Below are 20399 nucleotides of genomic sequence, written 5' to 3'. Positions count from 1 at the left end.
GCCACACAGGTGTCGTCAGTCTCCGGCGGGCGCGAACGGGCGGACACCGTTCGCCGTTCCGGTGAGCGAGGTGTACTCGATCGCGTTCGACGCGGCGTACTTGCCTGTCACAAAGGTGAACGGGGCGATCCAGACCTGATCGAGGAAGTACTGGTTCACCGTCTGGAGTGCGCTCGGCTGCTCCTCGACGGGGACTGCGCCGACAGCGTGCATCAGATCCTGGAACTCCGGCGACGAGAGACGGAACGGGTTGAAGATTCCCGACGTCATCCGCTTGACGTCCTGCGGGTCGGACCCGGTGAACCCGTAGATGCCCATGAACATGCCGTAGTTCTTCGCCAGGATCTGCGCGTAGTAGTTCTGGACGGGCACGGCCTCCCACGTCACGTTGATACCGATGTCACCCAGAGCCGACGAGATCGCAGCCTCATACTGGGTCGTGATCACCGAACTGGGCATCGTCACATCGAATCCAGCGGCGTACCCCGCCTCAGCCATCAGTTCACGTGCACGTTCCGGATCGTAGGAGGATGCGAGCGGGGCCTCGTCGAACACATCCCCGTTCGGGTTGAAGACCTGGTTCGTCGGGTTGTTCCGCCCCGGGTCGAGGTTCGCGCCGATCTGTTCCCGGTCGAATGCCAGGCTGATCGCCTGCCGCACACGCGCATCAGCGAGAGCCGGCACCACCGTTCCCTCGCGGTCCGCGATCCAGATCGCGCCCAACCCGATCGGCGCGAAGGTGCCCGTCGTGAACTTCGCTGGGCTGAACTGAGCCTCCGCGTCCGGCGTGATCGCTCCGAAGTCGAGCTGGCCAGAGAGGATGGCGTTCTGCACCGCCGCGGGATCGGGGATGACCCGCACCTCGACAGTGTCGAAAGGATACGCATCGGCGTTCCAGTGGTCCGGGTTCTTCTTCAGCACATAGACGGATCCGGCAGTGGTCGCCGCCTCATCGAGCACGTATGCCCCCGAGGCCACCGGTGACAACTTGGACTCCTCGGAGTCGAGGGAGCCGGGGGCACCGACAACGCCGACGACCCCAGCGAGTGCCGGCTCGAGGGACGCGTCCGGCGCGGACAGAGAGATCACGACCTGGTCGTCACCGACGGCCTCGACCGAGGACACGGAGTCGAGGTTGGATGCCGTCGCCGGACCACTGCGGGCGAACTCGAGTGACGCGGCCACCGCCGCGGCGTCGACCGGGCTCCCGTCACTAAACGTCATGCCCGGCCGGATCTCCAGCGTGAGCTGCGTCCGATCCTCCGAGTACTCCCAGGCATCGGCGATCGCGGGCTGGAGTTCTCCCTCGGCGTCGCGGAGGAAAATCGTGTCGTAGAGGGACAGATACGTCACGGCGTCCCCACCCGCCCACGCACCCACCTGGAAACTGTTCGGGGCCGTTGCCACCGAGATGTGAAGCGTGCCGGTGGCAGAGCCGCCTGGCGCGGCCCCTCCTCCACACGCGCTCAGGATTACCGCGACGACGACCGCGGCTGCACTACGCAATGCACGCGCTGCCCTCATTTCGACTCCTTTGTCCAAATCACGGGTTCGCCACTGCGATTGAAGCTAACTGGATACCAAAGTGGATCCAGTTGTGGGTGCACAGATATTAGGGCTGGAAAACCGCTGCGTCAACGCCCAGCCGCCGCCGGGCATCGCAGCGCCACCCTCCCGAGGCTCACGAGATTCGTCCGCTCGGCGCCGTCAGCAGTCATCGTTGGCACCCGGAACACAGGGGGTTCAGATTTTCGACCGACGTCGACGACCCGTAGGGCGGCCTACCGGTGTTCCACCCGTCCCGGAGGTGTCGTGCATATTCGGTCCTGGACACGAACTCGCAGATGAAAACTGAGAACTCAATGGCGGCGCGAGCAACGGGCGGCCTGACCGCTGACGCGAAGACCGTCCGGTACTGGTACGAGGAGTCGAATCCCATGCATAGTCATCGTTCGATTCGCCCGAGTCATGGGAGGTCGACGAGGGCTGCCAGCCTCGACCGGTGGGCGCCGGCGGTGCCGAGTGAGATCTGATCGGCCTTCGCCCGCTTGAGGTAGAGGTGCGCGGGATACTCCCAGGTCATTCCGATGCCGCCGTGCAGCTGTACCGCTTCCTCGGCCGCGGTCACCGCGAGGTCGCTGCAGAAGGCCTGCGCCACACTGGTCGCAACCGGGAGGTCTGGATCGGCTGCGGCCAGCGTGGCGGCGGCATAGCGCGCTGCTGCGGCGGCGGATTCGACGCCCGTGTAGAGGTCGGCCAGCCGGTGCTTGAGTGCTTGGAAACCGCCGACCGGTCGGCCGAACTGGCGACGCTCCCTGAGGTAGGCAACCGTCTCCTCCAGGCACCAGCGGGCGACGCCCAACTGCTCGGAGGCCAGCAGCGCAGCCCCCGCCTCGAGCGCACCGCGTATGGCCGGTTCGGCGTCGGAGACCACCAGATCCCCTTCGACGCCGTCGAGCGAGACGTCGCAGAGCTGTCGTGTCATGTCCAGCGAGGTAACCGGAGCCAGCCGGGCGTTCGTGGCGTCGACCGCGAAGAGACCGAGGCCGCCCCCGGCCGCGGTGGAGGCCGGCACGAGGAGCACATCGGCATCGAGCGCGCCGGCCACACTGGCGATGGCTCCCGTGAGCCGGCCCCGCCTGTCGACCTCGACGGCGGGGAGCGGACCGAACGGCGCCGTCGCCAGTGAGACGGCCAGGCTTGCCGTTCGCTCACCTGCCGCCAGGCCTGCCAGCAGCTCACTACCGGCGGCGGTATCGACACCCAACAGGGCAGTCGTGGCGATCACTGCGCTGGTCAGAAACGGCACCGGGGCGGCGGCACGGCCGAGCTCCTCGAGCACCACCGCCGCTTCTCGGGCGGAAGCACCGGCGCCGCCGAGTTCCTCGGGCACCAGCAGCCCGGCGAGGCCGAGGTCGGCGGCCAGCGCCTTCCAGAGCGGCTCGACCAGACTTCGGTCGCCGTCGTAGAGCGCGGTCACCGCCGTCGGGTCGCACCGGTCCGTAAGCAGGTCATGGACGCTGGCGCGCAGGTCCTCCTCGATGTCGGTGTAGAGAAGGTCGAGGTCGGTCACCGGGCGAGCTCCTTCCAGGGCGGGTTCTTGTCGGTGCGCGGCTCCGCGGGCAGCCCGAGCACCCGCTCGGCCACGATGTTGCGCAGGATCTCGGAAGTGCCGCCCTCGATCGAGTTGCCCTTGGCGCGCAGGTAGCGGTAGCCGGCGTCGCGGCCGGTGAAGTCGACCTTCTCCGGGCGGACCATGGTCCAGTCGGAGTACCGCAGGCCGTCTTCGCCGAGCAGTTCGAGCTCGAGGCCGCTGAGCTGCTGGCTGAGCCGTGCGAACACGAGCTTCATCGCTGCTCCTTCGGGACCGGGCTGTCCCTGCGCCAGCTTCTGGCTGAGCCGTCGGCCGGTCAGCCGGGCGACCTCGGCGTCGACCCAGTGCCGGAGTAGACGGTCGTGCAGCTCGGCGGTACGACGCTCCGGGTGCTCCCGCCAGGTGCGGGCGACAACCCCGATCATGCCCGACTCCCGGGCCGCGCCCTTGCCTCCGATGGCGACGCGCTCGTTGTTGAGGGTGGCGTTGGCGACTCGCCATCCCCCGCCCTCGGCGCCCAGCCGCTGGGTGTCCGGGATGCGCACGTCGGTGAGGAAGACCTCGTTGAACTCGGCCTCGCCGGTGATCTGGCGCAGCGGACGGACCTCCACGCCCGGATCGCGCATGTCGCACAGGAAATAGGTCAACCCGGCATGTTTCGGCCGGTCGGGGTCGGTACGTGCGAGGAGGATCGCGAACTGCGCATTGTGCGCGACGGAGGTCCACACCTTCTGGCCGTTGACCACCCACTCGTCGCCGTCGCGCACAGCTCGCGTTGCGACGTTGGCCAGGTCGGAGCCGGCGCCGGGCTCGCTGAACAGCTGGCACCAGATCTCCTCGCCGGTCCACAGTGGCCGCAAGAACCGGTCCTTCTGCTCCGTGGTCCCGAAGGTCAGGATCGTCGGCGCGGCCATGCCGAGCCCGATGCCGTTGGTCCACGGCCGGTTGTCGGGTGCGCCCGCATCCTCGAAGAGCCGGTCGACCTCGGGCTGCAGCGACTGCGACAGCCCGAGCCCGCCATACCCCTCCGGGTAGAAGACCCACGCCAGGCCGGCGTCGAACCGGGCCCGGAGGAAGTCCAGCCGTGCTGTCGTCGCCGGGTCGTGACGGGCCAGGAACCCGGCCACCCGCTCCCGCAGCGCCTCGGCGGCGTTCGTGGTCGCCGTGCTCATTGTGCTCGACCTTTCGACTGGCGGCGCAGCTCGGCGCGGGCGAGGGAGTTCTTGTGCACCTCGTCCGGACCGTCGGCGAACCGCAGCGTGCGAATGCCCGCGTAGAAGCCGGCCAGCGGGAAGTCCTGTGACAGCCCGCCGGCGCCGTGGACCTGGATGGCCTTGTCGAGGATCCACTGAACGGTGGCCGGCGTCGCGATCTTGATCGCCTGGATCTCGGTGTGCGCTCCCTTGTTGCCGACGGTGTCCATCAGCCAGGCGGCCTTCAACACGAGCAGTCGCAGCTGCTCGACCTTCACCCGGGACTCGGCGATCCAGTCGCGGATGACACCCTGCTCCGACAGTGGCTTGCCGAACGCGACCCGAGCCTCGGCCCTGGCGCACATGAGCTCGATGGCCCGCTCCGCGATGCCGATGGAGCGCATGCAGTGGTGAATCCGCCCCGGGCCGAGCCGCGCCTGGGCAATCGCGAACCCGTTGCCCTCGCCGCCGATCAGATTGTCAACGGGCACCCGGACATCGGTGAAGGACAGCTCGGCGTGGCCACCGTGCTCGTGGTCGTCGTACCCCATCACCTCCATGCCGCGGTGGATCTCCAGTCCGGGGGTGTCCCTCGGCACGAGGATCATCGACTGCTGCCGGTGCCGGTCCGCGGACGGGTCGGTCTTGCCCATCACGATGAAGATCCGGGCGTTGGGGTTCATCGCGCCGGTGATCCACCACTTGCGCCCGTTGAGGACGTACTCGTCGCCGTCACGCTGGATCCGGGTCGCGATGTTCGTCGCGTCCGACGAGGCGACATCCGGCTCGGTCATGGCGAACGCGGAGCGGATCTCGCCAGCGAGGAGCGGCTCGAGCCACTCCTTGCGCTGCTGCTCGTCGCCGAACTCGGAGAGCACCTCCATGTTGCCGGTGTCGGGGGCGGCGCAGTTGAGCGCCGCCGGCGCGATGTCACCGCTGCGACCGGTGATCTCCGCCAGCGGAGCGTACTGCAGGTTGGTGAGGCCGGCGCCGTGCTCGCCAGGGAGGAAGAGGTTCCACAGGCCTCGGCGACGAGCTTCCGCGCGCAGTTCGGCCAGCACCGGCACCGAGTCCCACGCCCACTTGTCGGCGAGCTGGCCGAGCTGCTCGTGGAAGACGTGTTCGGCCGGGTAGACATGGCTGTCCATGAACTCCAGAAGGGAGGCGCGCAGCTCCTCGGTCCTGGCGTCGGTTGCGAAGTCCATCAGCGTTGCTCCTTCAGCGCATCGAGGCCCAGCTCGAGCAGCGGGTGGATGGTCTGGCCCAGTGCGTCGAAGCCGGGGCCGACGGTCTGGCCGTGCAGATGGCGGTAGTTGATGCCCTCGAGGATGGCCGCGAGCTTGAACGCGGCCAGTCCCAGGTAGAAGCCGAACCCGCTCAGGTCTCGCTCACTGTTGTCGGCGTAGCGCTCGATGATCTCGCGCTCGTCGAGGAAGCCCGGCGCCGAGGCGGCATCCGTGACGGTCTCGCCGTCGAGCATCTCGCCGAGCCGGCCGTAGACGAGCATCAGCGCCAGGTCGGTGAGGGGATCGCCGAGGGTTGCCATCTCCCAGTCGACGACGGCGGCAAGCCGGTCTCGGTCGTCCACGAGCACGTTGTCCAGCCGGTAGTCACCGTGCACGATCCCGGTGGCGGACTCGACGGGCACGTCGGCGGCCAGCCGCGCGTAGAGCTCGTCGGCCACGGGAAGATCGCGGGTGCTGGAGGCGTCGAGCTGCTTCTTCCAGCGACCTACCTGCCGGCCGAGGAACCCCTCCGGCCGGCCGAAGTCTCCCAATCCGACCGCCTCCGGCTCCACTCGATGGAGGGCCGCGAGGGTGTCGACGAGTCCCTGGGAGATCACCAATGTGCGCTCGGGCCCGAGCTCGGCCAGCTCAGCGGCGGAGCGATAGGGGCGGCCGTTGATCCGCTCCATGAGGTAGAACGGTGCTCCCAGCACGTCGACGTCCTCGCAGAGCGCGTAGGTTCTGGGCACCGGCACGGGAGTGTCCTGCAATGCCGACATCACCCGGAACTCACGCCGCATGTCATGCGCCGTGGCGAGCACGTGCCCGAGTGGTGGACGCCGGACGATCCATGTGCTGGCCCCGTCGGTCACCTCGTAGGTGAGGTTGGACTTGCCGCCGGCGATCAGTTCGGCCGACAGGTCGCTGCCGGCGCCGGGCAGGTTGCCCTGCAGCCAAGCACCGAGCCGGGCCAGCTCGAGCCCCGGGAGGTCCCGCGCCGTTATGGTGACTGGCCCCATCCCGTCGTCCTTCATGAGTTCTCTGCTCCTGTCGGGTGGGCGGTCACGCCGGGGATCAGGGCGGCGAGCGCCGCTCGGGTGGACGCCGGATCGGCGTGCTGCAGGGCCTGCAGACCGACCGCCCGGGCACCGAGCACGTTGGGCTCGGCGTCGTCGACGAAGAGAACCCGGCTCGCCGGAAGGTCGAGGCGCTGCAGCGCGAGGTCGAAGATCTGCCGGTGGGGCTTGCGCAGTCCGACCTCGCCCGAGATGACGACGGGCTCGAAAAGTGCGTCGATCCGCTCCCGGGGATAGGTGTTGCCCCAGCTGTTGGACAGCAGCCCGACCCGGATGCCCAGCCCCCTCAGCTCCTCCGCCAGTGCGAACATGACCGGCTCCGGTCGCATCCCCGCGAACAGCCTTGACAGCATGCCGGTGGGCTCCACCGGGCGCTGGTCGACGCTGGTGAGCTCAGCGGCCAGCAGCGCGTCGAACTCCGCGGCCGTCAGCTCGCCGGTCTCCAGCCGATGGATCGGGGTGCCCTCCTCGGCGTCCCGCGACAGCCACCGCCGCAGCGTGCGGGAGAACGAGGCAGGCTCGATTCCGTCAGCAGCCAGCCAGGCCTCGATCGAGTGACGGACCGGGTTGGTGAGCACGCCACCGTAATCGAAGAGGACGGCGTCGAGGCCGTACGACTTCCTCATCGGCCGGCTCCGGCGACCCTGCCGACCCGGCCGACCATCTGGACCGAACCCGGCACCGGGTGTGCCACGTCGACGAGCCGGAGAACGTCCCCCGGCACGCCCAGCTCGGCCACCTGCGACACCCTCATCCCTGCTCCACCTGGCGCTCGATCTGCTGCTGGAGCCGGTTCATCCCGCTGAGCCATCGGTCGGTCTGCGTGGCGCGACCGATGTAGTAGTCGGCCACCTCGGGATGCGGAAGCACCAGGAACCGGTCCTCGGCAATCGCCTGCCACAGCGCCTCGGCGACATCCTCGGGCTCCAGCGCGCTGTCGTGGCTGAGCAGCTCCTGGTAGGGCCCGGCCTCCGCCAGCATGCGCGTCTTCACCCCCTGCGGGCAGATCGCGTGGACACGCACGCCTCGGTGCCGGTAGGTGGCAGAGAGCCACTCGGCGAAGGCGACCGCACCATGCTTGGTCACCGAGTAGGCGGGCCCACCGAGCATCGTGAGAAGCCCTGCCGCCGATGCGGTGACGACGAACCGCCCTCCCCCGCGTTCGAGCCAGCGCGGCACCAGCAGCCTGGCGGCCCGAACGTGGGCCAGCAGGTTGACGTCGAGGGCTGCCGCCCAGTCTTCCTCTGCGGCCGCCAGGCCGTGGCCACGGTCGATGCCGGCGTTGGCGCAGAAGACCTCGATGCCGCCGAGTCGCTCCTCGGCTGTCGAGATCAGGGCGGCTACGCCGGCCTCGGTGGAGATGTCACCGGGGACGGCCTGTCCCCCGATCTCGGCGGCGACCTTCTCGACCGCCTCGGTGTCGAGGTCGTTGACCACGACGCGGGCGCCTTCGGCGGCCCAGCGGGCCGCGAGGGCGCGGCCGATACCGTGCCCCGCTCCGGTGACGACGACGCCGGCCGCGCTCACTCGACACCTCCGGTCAACGTCACTCCGCCGTCGATCACGATGGTGTGTCCGGTCACCCACGAGGCATCGTCGGAGAGCAGGAATGCCACCGCTCCGCTGATGTCCTCGGGTATGCCGAGGCGCTTGAGCGGGTACGTGGCCGCGACCTGTTCCTCACGGCCCTCGTAGAGCGCGGTCGCGAACCGGGTCTTCACCACCGCGGGAGCGATCGCGTTGACCCGGATGTCTGGCCCGAGCTCGACGGCGAGCAGCTCGGTGAGCGAGATCAGCATCGCCTTGCTGGCGCCGTAGATGCCGATCCCCGGCGCAGGCTTGACCCCCGAGACGGAGGAGACATTGACGACGGCTCCGCCGTGCTCCCCCATCCAGGCCCGGTGCACCTGCTGCACCCACGACACCGCGGCGAGGCAGTTGACCTCGACGACCTTGCGCGCAGCGCTCAGATCCAGCTCGACGATCGGACCGTAGGCCGGATTGATGCCGGCGTTGTTGACCAGAAGATCGGCACTGCCGAACGTCTCGATCGCCAGTCGCACGGTCTCCGCCTGGTGCTCGGGGTCATCCGCTCTCCCAGCCACCCCGAGCGCATGCTCCGGGCCGCCGAGCAGCGCGACGGCCTCGTCGAGTGCCTCCTTCTTGCGCGCCGTGACCACAACCCTGGCGCCATCGGCGACCAGCCGCTGGGCGATCCCCAGACCGATCCCGCGGCTGGCGCCGGTCACGATGGCGGTCCTGCCTCCGAGCCCCGTGCTCATGTCTGTCTCCTGTCGTTCAGTCCTGATCAGCTCAGGCGTTCCAGCACCATGGCCATGCCTTGTCCCCCAGCGACGCACATGGTTTCCAGTCCGAACTGCTTGTCGTGGGACTGCATGGAGTTGATGAGCGTGCTGGTGATCCGCGCGCCGGTCATGCCGAACGGGTGACCGATTGCGATGGCACCGCCGTTGACGTTGAGCCGGTCCAAGTCGATGCCGAGCTCGCGGGCCGACGGAATGACCTGCGCAGCGAACGCCTCGTTGATCTCCACCAGGTCGATGTCATCGATCGTCAGTCCGGCGTTCGCCAGCGCGCGTCTGGTCGCCTCGACGGGGCCGAGGCCCATGATCTCGGGCGACAGCCCGCTGACCCCGGTGCCGACGATCCGGGCCAACGGGGTGAGTCCGAGCTCGGCCGCCTTCGTGTCGGACATGACGATGACCGCGGCAGCGCCGTCGTTGAGGGGGCAGCAGTTGCCTGCGGTGACAGTGCCGTCCGGCCGGAACACCGGCCGGAGCGCCGCGACCGCCTCCATGGTGACACCGGTGCGTGGTCCATCGTCCGCGCTGACCACGCCGCCGTCGGGGAGCGTGACGGGCGTGATGTCACGGGCCCAGAAACCGCTGGCGATCGCGGCTTCGGCGAGATTCTGGCTTCGAACGCCGAACTCGTCCTGCTCCGCGCGCGTCACACCCTTGAGCTGGGCGACGTTCTCCGCCGTCTGGCCCATCGTGATGTAGAGGTCGGGGAGTTCGCCATCGAGGCGAGGGTCGGCCCAGTTCTGGCCGCCGGCCGCAGACTTCGCGGTGCGGGCCTGCGCCTGGCCGAACACCGGGTTCTGCGTATCGGGCAAGCCGTCGGCATCGCCCTTGACGAAGCGGCTCACCGTCTCCACGCCTACCGAGACGAAGACATCACCCTCACCAGCCTTGATCGCGTGGAACGCCATCCGCGTGGTCTGCAGACTGCTCGAGCAGTAGCGGTTGACGGTGACTCCGGGCAGGTGGTCGAAGCCGGCCAGGACCGCCACAGCACGGCCCAGGTTGTTACCGGACTCCCCGGCCGGTTGTCCCACGCCGAGGATCAGGTCGTCGATCTCGTTCGGGTCGACCTCAGGCACCTTGGCCAGCGCGGCCCGCACCATCTGGACGGCCAGGTCGTCGGGGCGCATGTCCTTCAGCGAGCCCTTGACGGCCCGGCCGATCGGCGAACGAGCGCTGGCCACGATGACAGCTTCTGGCATTGACACTCCCGAGTGGGTAAGTAAGCGATTGCTTAGTAGCGTTCCGCCTACTCTGCAACCCAGGCGAACCGCCGTCAATCGGCATCGTGAATCGCGCACATCACATGAGGCCGGTCAGACCGGCCGCTCCCGGGGAGCCGATGCCCCAGCAACCCGGACGGCAGCGGCCCTGGCGACGCTACTTCCTGATGCCGTCGAGCGTGGCCACCTCGTCGGCAGTCGGGAGTTCCCCGCCGCCATCGGGGATGAACCGCCCTTGGTCGCGCCATTTCACGGCAGCATCGAAGCCGTGCTCCTGAGCGAAGTCGACGAACCAGCGACCCTCGGGTGAGTGGCGGGTGATGCCGTCGAAGATGGTCGCGATCGTCTGCGTGCTCTGCAGACCCATGTTGTCGTAAGCCTGGTTGATCATGAACTTCTGCATGATGAGCTGGTTCGTCGGCACGCTCACCATGCGGTCGGCGAGCTTCTCGACGGCGCCGTCCAGGTCAGCTTCCGGCACGGCGTCGATCACCAGGCCCCACTCCTTCGCCTGGACGCCATCGATGGTGTCGCCGGTCAGCAGCATCCGCTTGGCCCGCTCAGCGCCAAGCCGATAGACCCACATCGCGGTGGTCGGGCAACCCCAGATCCGCGCCGGCATGTAGCCGATCTTCGCGTCCTCAGCCATGACCACCAGGTCGCAGGACAGTGCGATGTCGCTGCCGCCAGCCACCGCGTAGCCCCTGACCTTCGCAATGGTCGGCTTCGCCGAGCGCCACAACGAGAAGAAGTCGTCGGTGTTGGCCTTCATCGCGCGGAAGTCCTGGATGGGGTCCCACACCTCAGGCTGGTGGTCGATGCCGCCTTCGGCGTACATCTTCAGGTCGTAGCCGGCACTGAAGGCACGGCCGGCCCCCTGAAGGATGATCACCCGCACAGTGCTGTCGTCATTAGCGGCGGCAACGGCTCCCCGGATCTCCCGGGCCATCTCCGCCGTGATGGCGTTGAGGCGGTCGGGCCGGTTGAGCGTGATGTAGGCCCGGTGGTCGCGGACTTCGTAGGCGATCGTGTTCGTGCTCGCTGTCATTGTCTCTCAGCTCGCCTCTCTCAGCTCGGACGGTATGTCGACGACAGTTTCACGGGCAGACTGGACTGTCAATGAATGCGTGGCCCATCAGCCGATGGCTGGTTGAGATCAGCGTTGCGAGTCTCGGGGATCCTCAACGCGGCGACGCCGGTGATCACGGCCAGCACCATGATGTAGACGCTGGCCGCCCACGGGATCCCTTCGCTGTTGAACATCTGGTTGAGGTAGGGCGCGGTGCCGCCGAACAATGCCACCGAAAGCGAGTACCCGATGCCCAGGACCTGTGCTCTGACATGAGTCGGGACGATCTCGGACATGGCAGCGGAGATCGAGCACGCGGTGGAGACCAGCAACAGCCCGACGGTGGAGGCGACCAGCAGCGTCCAGGGCCGGTCACTGATGAGCTGCATCAAGGGGAACTGCAGCACGAAGGCTGCTATGGCGAAGAACAGCAGCATCGGCCGCCGCCCTACCCGATCGGCGAGCACCCCGAAGAGCGGCACCGTCATCATGGCGATCGAGGTGGCGACCAGCGACATCCAGAACGCGGCACTGGCATCCATCCCCTTCTGGGTGATGGCATACGTCGAGGCGTAGGACTGCCAGGTGTAGTGCGCGGCCGTCACGCCGGCCATCAGCGCGAAGATCAACCCAATGACGCGCAACCGTTCACCAAGCGACGCACGTGGCGCCTTGGTCATGGCGGTGGCGGCGTCTGCGTACACCTCGGGCTCGGACATCTGGCTGCGGAGCCCGACCACCGCGAGCGCGGCGAGACCGCCGACGATGAAGGGGATCCGCCAGGCCCAGTCGACGACGGTCGCGTCGTCGTAGATCGTGGTGACGGCCGCGCCGACCAGGTAGGCGACGACCGCACCACCGAAGATGGCCACGAAGGTGAGACTGCTCCACAGCGCACGACGCTTCGGGGTGGCGATCTCGGCGATGTAGACACCGACCACCGTGGACTCGCCACCATGCGCGAAACCCTGCAGCAGGCGAAGGAGGACGAGAAGGAGAGAGGCGAGGGCTCCCACTGTGGCGTAGGTGGGAATCAGCCCGATCGCCAGGCTGCACACCGCCATCAGCGTCATCGTCACCAGCAGGGCGAACTTGCGCCCTCTGCGGTCGGCGATCCGCCCGAAGACGATGCCACCCACGGGGCGCATGAGGAACCCGACGGCGTAGACCCCCAGGGTCGAGAGCAGCGCGGACACCTCGTCCTCGGCGTTGAAGACGACGACGGCGATAAAGGGCGCGAAGACCGCATAGACAGTCCACTCGTACCACTCGAGCACGTTGCCCAGACCACTGACGAGGAGCGAGCGTCGCTGCGATTGTGCCCGCTCCGTCGCCGGGGCCGCGGTTCGTTCTGACATGAGCAGTCTCCTTGGAAGACAGGGAGGCTTGGGGCGAGGCGACATACACCGCGCAGGCCGGGCCACGGCGAGTGCCTCGTGGCGCCATCACCCGGAGTGTGACGCGGGCTACATTCCCACAGTCCGTCCAGACCGTCAACGACTTCTCGTTGACGGTCTGGACGGACTCTGAAAATCTGTTGCGCATTGTGTAGCGCCCATCGCATCGCCTCCTGGCGAGTGATTCAGCGGCGTTGCCGGGAGCGGAAGAGAGGACGCAACGTGCGATTCGGGTACCTGCCATGGACGATGGCCGAGCGGTTCGGCGATGCTCCCGCACTGGCCGACGGCAAGGTCAGCCTGAACTTCACCGAGTTCGACCACCGTACGGAGGCCCTGGCCGCGCAGCTCGCCGCCAGCGGCGTCGGGCGAGGCGACGTGGTCGCCGTCATGCTGCCGAACCAGGTGGAACTCGTGGTCGCGGTCGGCGCCGCGTGGCGCCTCGGCGCGGCAGTCACTCCGATCAACCCGGCATTCGGCCAGGAGGAGGCGTCGTACCAGATAACCGACGCCTCGGCGAAGATCGTCATCGCGCCCGAGGCCGCCGAGGGACTCGGCGCGCCGGTCCTACCGGTCGCCGACATCGCCACCATCGCCCACCGCACGATGCCGCCCGCCGAGCTCGCCGAGGACGAGATCGCGATGCTGATCTACACCAGCGGTTCGACCGGCAAGCCCAAGGGCGTCATGCTCGACCACGCGAACTGCGAAGCGATGAGCACGATCATGGCCGACTTCTGCAAGCTCGACGCCGCCGACCACTGCATGCTGATCCTGCCGCTGTTCCACGTCAACGCGCTCTTCGCGAGCGTGCTCGCCCCGCTCCGGGTCGGCGGTCGGACCACCATCATCGGACGGTTCTCGGCGTCCACATTCTTCGAGTACGTGGAGCGGCTGCGACCGACGTACTTCTCGGCGGTGCCGACGATCTACGCCCTGCTGGCGGCCCTGCCGGAGGACGTCAAGCCGGACACCTCCTCGCTCCGGTTCGTCTCCTGCGGCGCCGCGCCCGTCACCCAGGAACTGCTCGACGCCAGCAAGCGGAGGTACGGGTTCCGCATCATCGAAGGCTACGGGTTGACGGAGGCCACCTGCGCCAGCGCGATCGGCCCTGTCGACGGCGTGCTGAAGACCGGGACCGTGGGCCCTGCCTTGCCGGGCGTGACCATCCGCATCGTCGGACCCGACGGACAGGACATGGCACCGGGCGAGCGGGGCGAGGTCGTCATCGGCGGCCCGACCGTGATGCGCGGCTACCTCGACCGCCCCGAGGCGACGGCGGAGACCGTGATCGACGGCTGGCTGCACACCGGCGACGTCGGGATCCTCGACGAGGACGGCTACCTGAGCATCGTCGACCGGATCAAGGACATGATCATCCGCGGTGGCGAGAACCTCTACCCCAAAGAGATCGAGAAGACCATCGCCGGTCTCGACGGCGTCCTCGAAGTGGCCGTCGTCGGCCGGCCGGACCCGGTGCTCGGCGAGGTCCCTGTCGCTTACGTCTCAGTCTATCCCGGATCGCCTCTGACGGGAGATGACGTCATCGAGCACTGCCGGGAGAGGCTGACGCGGATCAAGGTGCCGCACGAGGTCACCATCATCGAGCAGCTTCCGAAGAATCCGGTCGGGAAGATCGACAAGCCCGCACTGAGGCGACTCACCTCGGGAGCCTGACCAGGACGCTCCTCGACGTCCATCAGCTCAGTTGGTCATGCTTCCCGCTCAGGAGCGGACGTCGCCGGGAACCGCCTCTCCGACAGGTGGCAGTGCCGTCGCGACCCAGTGATCGACGACCTCCCGGGCGAGCTTCTCGTCCTTTCGCATCGCACGCGTCACCTCTAGGCCCCGGAGCATCGCCATCAGCGATTCGAAGGCGACACGAGCGGCGTGCGGGTCCTCGATCCCCGAATACTTGTCGAAAATCTCGCGCATGGCCGAACCCAGCCGTCGCTCCGCAGGGAGCAGCGCCTCGCGCAGCTCCTCGTCGGTGCGCGCGGCGATCCACAACTGCATCGCCGCCTGGAACGGAGGGCCCGTCATGTCGTCCGCGATCTCGTAGATGAGTCTGCGCAACGTCTCGGCGCCGACCGGGGCCCTTTTCCCCACCTTCGGGAACGTCAGGAGCCGCTTGTCGGAGATGTGGTGAATGGCTGCTACGAAAAGCTCGGCCTTGGAGCCGAAGTGATGCAGCAGCGCTCCCCTGGAGACGCCGACCTTCTCTTGGATCCGCTGGGTCGTCGTCCCGGCGTAGCCGTACTCGACCAAGCAGGCGATCGTCGCATCGAGCAACGCCTCACGGGTCCGCGCTCGTTGCTCCTTGCGGGTTAGGACGGCCATGCCCGCACTCTACGAGATCACGCCGCACGCATGCGGGCGCCGCGCAGGTCAACAATTGACAGTCGAGACGGCCTGTGTAAACGTGACGGCCGACATCTGAAGGGACGTCGTAGACCCCGAGGACTCGAGAGGAAACGTCGTGACCGGTGACGAAGTGGCACTCCCCTCGCTCTACCCGGCCGATCGCACTGCGTCCTACCTGGACACGAGCGTGGGCGAACTGCTGCGCACCGTTGCCACAGAGGTCCCCGACAGGGTGGCGCTCATCTCGGTGGGTCCCGGAGAGGAGCCGCGGAGCTGGACCTACAGCGAGCTGTTCGACGACGCCAGGCGCGCCGCCCACTGGCTGCTCGACCGCTTCGAGCCGGGCGATCACCTCACGGTCTGGGCACCCAACCTGCCCGAGTGGATCATCCTGCAGCACGGCGCGGCACTGGCCGGTCTGGTACTCGTCACGGCCAACCCTGCGCTGCGCGGCGCCGAACTCGAGTACCTGCTGAAACAATCGGACTCGGTCGGGGTCGCCTACGCGGAGCAGTTCCGCGGCACCGATATGGCCGCGCTGATCGCCGAGGTCCTCCCCCACGTACCGGCGGTGCGCGAGCACATCAGGCTACAAGGCTGGCTCGACGAGATCCGGCGCCGGCCAGCACCCGAGCGGGCTCTGCCGGAGGTGAGCGCGGAGGCGCCGGCTCAGTTGCAGTACACCTCCGGCACCACAGGGTTTCCCAAGGGCGCGCTGCTGAGTCACCGTGCCATGCTCACCAACGCCGACTACGTCCTCACCAGGGGGCACGTCGAGGCGGGCGTGACATGGGTGTCGTCGATGCCGCTGTTCCACACCGCCGGCTGCGGAACGGCCGGCCTCGGGACGCTGAGCCGGCGTGGCACGCTCGTGCTCTGTGTACTGTTCGACCCCGACCTCATGCTCGCCTCCGTCGAGCGATACGCCGGCGATGTCTTCGGCGCCGTGCCGGCCATGCTCCGCGCCCTCCTGGCGCGGCAGGACACCCAGCCCCGCGACCTGTCGTCGTTGAAGCTGGTCATGTCGGGCGGCGACACCGTGCCGCCCGAGCTGGTGGTGGCCTGTGAGGAGCGCATGGGGGCCGGGTTCTCCACGGTCTACGGCCAGACCGAACTCAGCCCCATCGTCGCCCAGACCAATCCGGACGACACGGTCGAGGACAAGTGCCACACCGTCGGTAGGCCATTGCCGAACGTCGACGTCAGTGTGCGTAGCCCGCAGGACGGCTCGGTCGTGGGACGTGGCGAGATCGGCGAGATCTGTGCGCGCGGCTACCAGGTGATGTTGGGCTACCACCGCATGCCGGACGAGACAAGAAGCACCGTCGACAAGGACGGCTGGCTGCACACCGGCGACCTCGGCGTCATGGACGAGCGCGGCTACCTCCGCGTCACCGGTCGGCTCAAAGACATGATCATCCGAGGCGGGGAGAACATCTACCCACGCGAGATCGAGGCAGTGCTTGGCCGGCATCCAGCGGTGGCAAGCATTGTCGTGCTCGGCATCCCAGACGAGCAGTGGGGCGAAACGGTCGCGGCGGTGCTCTCCCTCGAGCCAGGGAGCGACGTGACGGCTGAGGAGCTGCACGACTTCGTCAGGGGCCAGCTCGCACCCCACAAGACGCCGAAGGACTGGTACCTCACGGACACGCTGCCCACCAACGCGATGGGCAAGCTGCAGAAGTTCCGGCTCCGCGAGCTGATCGAGGCGAGCGCCCTCACCCGGCTGCCATCCCGGGAGCAGTGATGTCCGGGTTGGGCAAGGGAAGAGCGCCTGCCCGGTTAGGCTGCGGCCACCGGGCGGCGGACGCCGACCTGGAACCCGCTCAGCCGTCCAGCTCCGCGATGAGCGCCATCTCGATCGAGCTGATGTGCATGAGCATTGCCTGGTGAGCTCGACGAGTGTCACCCTGCTCAATTGCTTGAAGGATGACTCGATGGTGCTCCAGGAACTGGTCCCCCGACCGCTGCCGCGACCTGGATTTGAGATCCGTCCAGGTCTGTTCGTGCATCAGACTGATCACAGTGTGCTCCAGCGAAGCAAGCACACTGTTGTGACTCGCGGCGGCGATAGCCAGGTGGAATTGATTGTCCGCCTCCGAAGCGTCCAACCCCGCAGCCGTGAGACGCGCTTGTTCATCGAGGTGCGCTCGAATGACTGTGATGTCCGCCTGAGTTCGCGCGCGCGCGGCGTGTTCCGCGCAAACCGGCTCGATCGAAGCCCGTGCAACGATGACGTCCAGCGGGCTGTGATCGCCAATCGCAGCCGCCTGCGCACGCATCGACAACGCCTGCGACGCGCCTTCGGTTGCGACGTAGGTACCGCTGCCGGGCCGCGCTTCGAGGACGCCGGCTTGTTCGAGGACGCGAAGCGCCTCGCGCAAGGACCCCCTGCTGACGGACAACTCGGCTGCGAGCACCCGCTCCGAGGGCAAGGCGCTACCCGGCGCGAACTGGCCGGACCGAATGCCCGAAAGGATGCGATCGACGGCCGTGACATAGACCTTCGTACGGTCGGCCACCTTGTTGCTGGAAGACCTGGAAGACCTAGAAGACACAGCCTCGATGATTCCGACTCCTTCTACCCTGTCCCATCACGCCATCAGTGGGCCGAACTGGGAGTTCTGCGCCATCCGCGCCATACTCTACCGGCTGGACTGTGTCGAGCGGGTTACGTCGGCTGCCTCCCCGAGGCCGCCTCGACACCCATCTCAGAGATACGCGACACCGGCCGTCTGCGCTGTTTCGGATCGCCTGACAGTTGCGACGCGAACAGCCGCTGGGTATACGGGTGCTGAGGATCACCATGTACCTGGTCAGCGTCGCCCACTTCGACGAGCTGGCCGCGGCGCATGACTCCGACACGATGACTGATGTGATGAACAATCGATGGGTTGTGCGAGATGAAGAGATAGGTAACCGGCTGGGCTGCCTGCAGCTCGGAGAGAAGATTGACAACCTGCGCCTGGGTCGACATGTCCAATGCGGAGACGGGCTCGTCGAGCACGACGATGTCGGGTTTGAGCGAAAGAGCCCTCGCAATCGCCAGCCGCTGCAGCTGGCCACCCGACAGCTGACGCGGGAACTGCGCCAGGTGCCGCTCGGAAAGGCCGACCGCGGTCACGACCTCCGCAATCCGCGCGTCGAGTTCGTCACGCGACAGACGCTCGTGAACCTGGAGCGGCTCGCGCATGCTGTGCAACAGGTTCACGCTGGGATCGAACGATGAGAAGGGGTCCTGGAACACCATCTGCATGCGACGGCGCATTCGCCGACGCTCGGCGTTCGTGGCAGCCCACATGTCGCGACCCCTGAAAGTGAGTGTCCCTGTGTCGGCCTTCGTCAAGTGGAGCAACAGCCGGCCGAGTGTTGACTTACCAGAGCCCGACTCGCCGAGAAGACCGAAGGTTTCGCCGGGATAGAGGTCGATCGACACGTCATCCACGGCGTGGACCCGCGTGGACCGGATCGGCCCGCGCCGGACCTTGAACGAGATCGAAAGGCCCCGCGCCGACAGCAGCGGGCCATCGTGTACAACGTCTGCGCTGCTCATACCTTCTCGCTCTCAGGCTCCAGAACGCGGGCACCGAGCAACTCATCGCTGCGAATACACCGAGCCTGCCGGTCACCCGTGCTCGACGCGTCAAGGGGGATCGGAGCGGACCGGCACGCATCGACGGCGTAGGCACACCGTTCGGCGAAGCGACATCCGACTATTCGCGTGCCAGCCGCGGGCACGCGCCCTTCGATCGCGGCAAGGGGTTCTCCCCGGGGCACTCGCGCTGGCAGCGCGTTCAGGAGCGCCGCGGTGTACGGATGACCGGGCCTGTCCAGCACCTCGACCACCGGTCCTTGCTCGATCACCTCTCCCGCGTACATCACGACCACGTCGTCACAGATGTCGGCGACGACTCCGAAGTCATGGGTGATCAGGACAATGGCCATCCCCTCCTCAGCCAGCTCGTGAAGCAGGTCGAGGATCTCGGCCTGCACGGTCACATCCAGCGCGCTGGTGGGCTCGTCGGCGATCAGCAGCTGCGGCCGGCAAGCGACCGCCATGGCCACCATCACGCGTTGGCACATGCCGCCGGAAAGCTGGTGGGGATAAGCCCGCGCCCGATCCGCCGGCACGCCGACCCGCTCGAGCAGCCGTTCCGCCTCGGCCCGCGCCGCCCCTCGTCCCATGGCCCCATGCCACTGCAACACCTCGGTGATCTGGCGACCGATTGTCAGAGCAGGGTTCAGGCTCGCCTTTGGGTTCTGGAAGATCATCGAGACGACACGTCCGCGGACATCCGCGAGCTGCCCTGCCGGCATCGCGAGGATCTCGTCGCCGCAGATCCGCACGGACCCAGCCGTGACCACGGCCGGGGGCGAGGCCATCAGTCGTGTGAGTGTCATGGCAGTTACCGTCTTTCCCGAACCGCTCTCCCCGACGATGCCGGTGACGCGTCCGCGGCCGACCGTTAGCGCCACGTCCTCGACAAGGACCCGTCGACGATCGGTGTCCACGGCGACGGTCAACTCCGATACATCGAGTACCCCGGCCGACTGCGGACGAATGCCCGAACCAGTGGTCTGGGACAGCGTGAGCGCCCGGGTGCCCTTCCGCGCTGTACGCCCATTCAGCGACAGCTGATTGCCCAGTGCGTCGCCCAACGCGTTGAATGCCCACGCAGTCAGAGTGATAAATGCCGCGGGTACCAGCACCGCCGCCGGTGCGATGAAAATCGAATCGTACGCACGTCGCAGAATCGATCCCCAGCTCGCCTCAGGCGCCTGAGCGCCCAGACCGATGAAGCTCAAGGCTGCCTCGAGACCCATCGCCTGCCCGCAGGTGATGGCGACCTGGACGAGGAGCGGCGGAGAAACGTTGCGCAGAACGCGCGTGCGCAGAATGCGCATCGACGGTGTGCCGATTGCTCGCGAGGCCTCGATGTACGGCTCCTCCCGCACCGCGAGTGTCTCGCCACGGACGACCCTCGCCAGTCCTGGGACGAACGCGATCGCCAAGGCGAGCATGGTGTTGACGGTGCCGCCCCCGAGAGCGGAGGCGACAGCGATCACCAGCACGAGACCCGGCAGCGCCAGCTGGATGTCGAGCAGGCGCATGATCACCGCGTCGGTGCGACCACCCCGGTACCCCGCGACGAGCCCGATCGGCACAGCGAGGAGCACAGCGGCACCCACCGCCAGGAAGGCTGCGGTAAGGGACACCTGTGCTCCGTACAGCATCCGCGAGAACACGTCCCGTCCGAGGTCATCGGTGCCGAACCAATGCGTTCCCGATGGGGCGGCGAGCACGTTGGTCAGGTCTTGCTGCAACGGGTCGTGCGGAGCGAGGAGTGGCGCGAGAAAGGCGGCCACGATCAAGAGCACCAAGAAGACGGTCATGAATGCGGCGAGCGGTTCTCGCCGCATCCAGGCGATCCC

The 20399-nt window shown here is 67.5% G+C and carries 18 protein-coding genes; 2 read left to right on the top strand and 16 right to left on the bottom strand.

Going from position 1 to position 20399, the window contains the following annotated elements:
- Positions 1–15 precede the first annotated feature (15 nt).
- From ABZ863_RS08835 to ABZ863_RS08780, 12 genes are all read right to left on the bottom strand, one after another.
- Positions 16–1524 carry an ABC transporter substrate-binding protein gene (locus ABZ863_RS08835; protein WP_358532632.1) on the bottom strand — a complete coding sequence of 503 codons (1509 nt, stop codon included), beginning with the start codon at positions 1522–1524 and terminating at the stop codon, positions 16–18.
- A 442-nt stretch (positions 1525–1966) separates the two neighbouring features.
- Positions 1967–3073 (bottom strand): acyl-CoA dehydrogenase family protein, encoded by a 1107-nt coding sequence (locus tag ABZ863_RS08830; protein ID WP_358532630.1) that lies wholly within the window; start codon positions 3071–3073, stop codon positions 1967–1969.
- The gene (locus ABZ863_RS08825; protein WP_358532628.1) at positions 3070–4266 is read right to left on the bottom strand and encodes an acyl-CoA dehydrogenase family protein; all 1197 of its coding nucleotides are present in this window, start codon (positions 4264–4266) and stop codon (positions 3070–3072) included. The genes ABZ863_RS08830 and ABZ863_RS08825 overlap by 4 nt, the downstream gene beginning before the upstream one ends.
- Positions 4263–5492: an acyl-CoA dehydrogenase family protein gene (locus tag ABZ863_RS08820; RefSeq protein WP_358532626.1), complete on the bottom strand. Its 1230-nt coding sequence runs from the start codon at positions 5490–5492 to the stop codon at positions 4263–4265. The genes ABZ863_RS08825 and ABZ863_RS08820 overlap by 4 nt, the downstream gene beginning before the upstream one ends.
- Positions 5492–6517 carry a phosphotransferase family protein gene (locus ABZ863_RS08815; protein ID WP_358533160.1) on the bottom strand — a complete coding sequence of 342 codons (1026 nt, stop codon included), beginning with the start codon at positions 6515–6517 and terminating at the stop codon, positions 5492–5494. The genes ABZ863_RS08820 and ABZ863_RS08815 overlap by 1 nt, the downstream gene beginning before the upstream one ends.
- Before the next feature lie 26 nt (positions 6518–6543).
- Positions 6544–7215, bottom strand: a complete 672-nt coding sequence (locus ABZ863_RS08810; protein WP_358532623.1) for an HAD family phosphatase — start codon at positions 7213–7215, stop codon at positions 6544–6546.
- On the bottom strand, positions 7212–7343 hold the full coding sequence (locus ABZ863_RS08805) for a hypothetical protein (RefSeq protein WP_358532620.1): 132 nt from the start codon (positions 7341–7343) through the stop codon (positions 7212–7214). The genes ABZ863_RS08810 and ABZ863_RS08805 overlap by 4 nt, the downstream gene beginning before the upstream one ends.
- Positions 7340–8116: an SDR family oxidoreductase gene (locus tag ABZ863_RS08800; RefSeq protein ID WP_358532617.1), complete on the bottom strand. Its 777-nt coding sequence runs from the start codon at positions 8114–8116 to the stop codon at positions 7340–7342. The genes ABZ863_RS08805 and ABZ863_RS08800 overlap by 4 nt, the downstream gene beginning before the upstream one ends.
- Positions 8113–8871, bottom strand: coding sequence for an SDR family oxidoreductase (locus ABZ863_RS08795; RefSeq protein WP_358532614.1), 759 nt, complete (start codon positions 8869–8871; stop codon positions 8113–8115). Before ABZ863_RS08795 ends, ABZ863_RS08800 begins: the two co-directional genes overlap by 4 nt.
- A gap of 26 nt (positions 8872–8897) precedes the next feature.
- Positions 8898–10115, bottom strand: coding sequence for an acetyl-CoA C-acetyltransferase (locus ABZ863_RS08790; RefSeq protein WP_358532611.1), 1218 nt, complete (start codon positions 10113–10115; stop codon positions 8898–8900).
- Positions 10116–10293: 178 nt separating this feature from the next.
- Positions 10294–11184, bottom strand: coding sequence for a crotonase/enoyl-CoA hydratase family protein (locus ABZ863_RS08785; protein WP_358532608.1), 891 nt, complete (start codon positions 11182–11184; stop codon positions 10294–10296).
- A gap of 68 nt (positions 11185–11252) precedes the next feature.
- Complete coding sequence (locus tag ABZ863_RS08780; RefSeq protein WP_358532605.1) at positions 11253–12563, bottom strand: MFS transporter; 1311 nt, start codon at positions 12561–12563, stop codon at positions 11253–11255.
- 261 nt (positions 12564–12824) lie between these two features.
- Here ABZ863_RS08780 and ABZ863_RS08775 point away from each other — a divergent pair, with 261 nt between their 5' ends.
- The gene (locus ABZ863_RS08775; RefSeq protein WP_358532602.1) at positions 12825–14279 is read left to right on the top strand and encodes an AMP-binding protein; all 1455 of its coding nucleotides are present in this window, start codon (positions 12825–12827) and stop codon (positions 14277–14279) included.
- A 48-nt stretch (positions 14280–14327) separates the two neighbouring features.
- Here the strand turns inward: ABZ863_RS08775 and ABZ863_RS08770 are convergent, their stop codons facing one another.
- Positions 14328–14942: a TetR/AcrR family transcriptional regulator gene (locus ABZ863_RS08770; RefSeq protein WP_358532599.1), complete on the bottom strand. Its 615-nt coding sequence runs from the start codon at positions 14940–14942 to the stop codon at positions 14328–14330.
- Positions 14943–15081: 139 nt separating this feature from the next.
- Between ABZ863_RS08770 and ABZ863_RS08765 the strand changes: the two genes are divergently transcribed.
- On the top strand, positions 15082–16713 hold the full coding sequence (locus tag ABZ863_RS08765; RefSeq protein ID WP_358532596.1) for an AMP-binding protein: 1632 nt from the start codon (positions 15082–15084) through the stop codon (positions 16711–16713).
- 79 nt (positions 16714–16792) lie between these two features.
- Here ABZ863_RS08765 and ABZ863_RS08760 read toward each other — a convergent pair whose 3' ends face one another.
- The 3 genes from ABZ863_RS08760 to ABZ863_RS08750 all read right to left on the bottom strand — a co-directional run bounded on the left by ABZ863_RS08760 (position 16793) and on the right by ABZ863_RS08750 (position 20387).
- The gene (locus ABZ863_RS08760; RefSeq protein ID WP_358532594.1) at positions 16793–17488 is read right to left on the bottom strand and encodes a FadR/GntR family transcriptional regulator; all 696 of its coding nucleotides are present in this window, start codon (positions 17486–17488) and stop codon (positions 16793–16795) included.
- Positions 17489–17637: 149 nt separating this feature from the next.
- A complete protein-coding gene (locus tag ABZ863_RS08755) occupies positions 17638–18519 on the bottom strand; it encodes an ATP-binding cassette domain-containing protein (protein WP_358532591.1) in 882 nt (293 codons plus the stop codon).
- Complete coding sequence (locus tag ABZ863_RS08750; RefSeq protein WP_358533157.1) at positions 18516–20387, bottom strand: dipeptide/oligopeptide/nickel ABC transporter permease/ATP-binding protein; 1872 nt, start codon at positions 20385–20387, stop codon at positions 18516–18518. The genes ABZ863_RS08755 and ABZ863_RS08750 overlap by 4 nt, the downstream gene beginning before the upstream one ends.
- Between the last annotated feature and the right edge of the window lie 12 nt (positions 20388–20399).

This window comes from Saccharomonospora sp. NPDC046836 (assembly GCF_040645195.1).
In the GTDB taxonomy this organism is placed as follows: domain Bacteria; phylum Actinomycetota; class Actinomycetes; order Mycobacteriales; family Pseudonocardiaceae; genus Prauserella_A.
The sequence above is the reverse complement of the archived record's forward strand: the minus strand, read 5'-3'. Positions and strand labels throughout refer to the sequence as shown.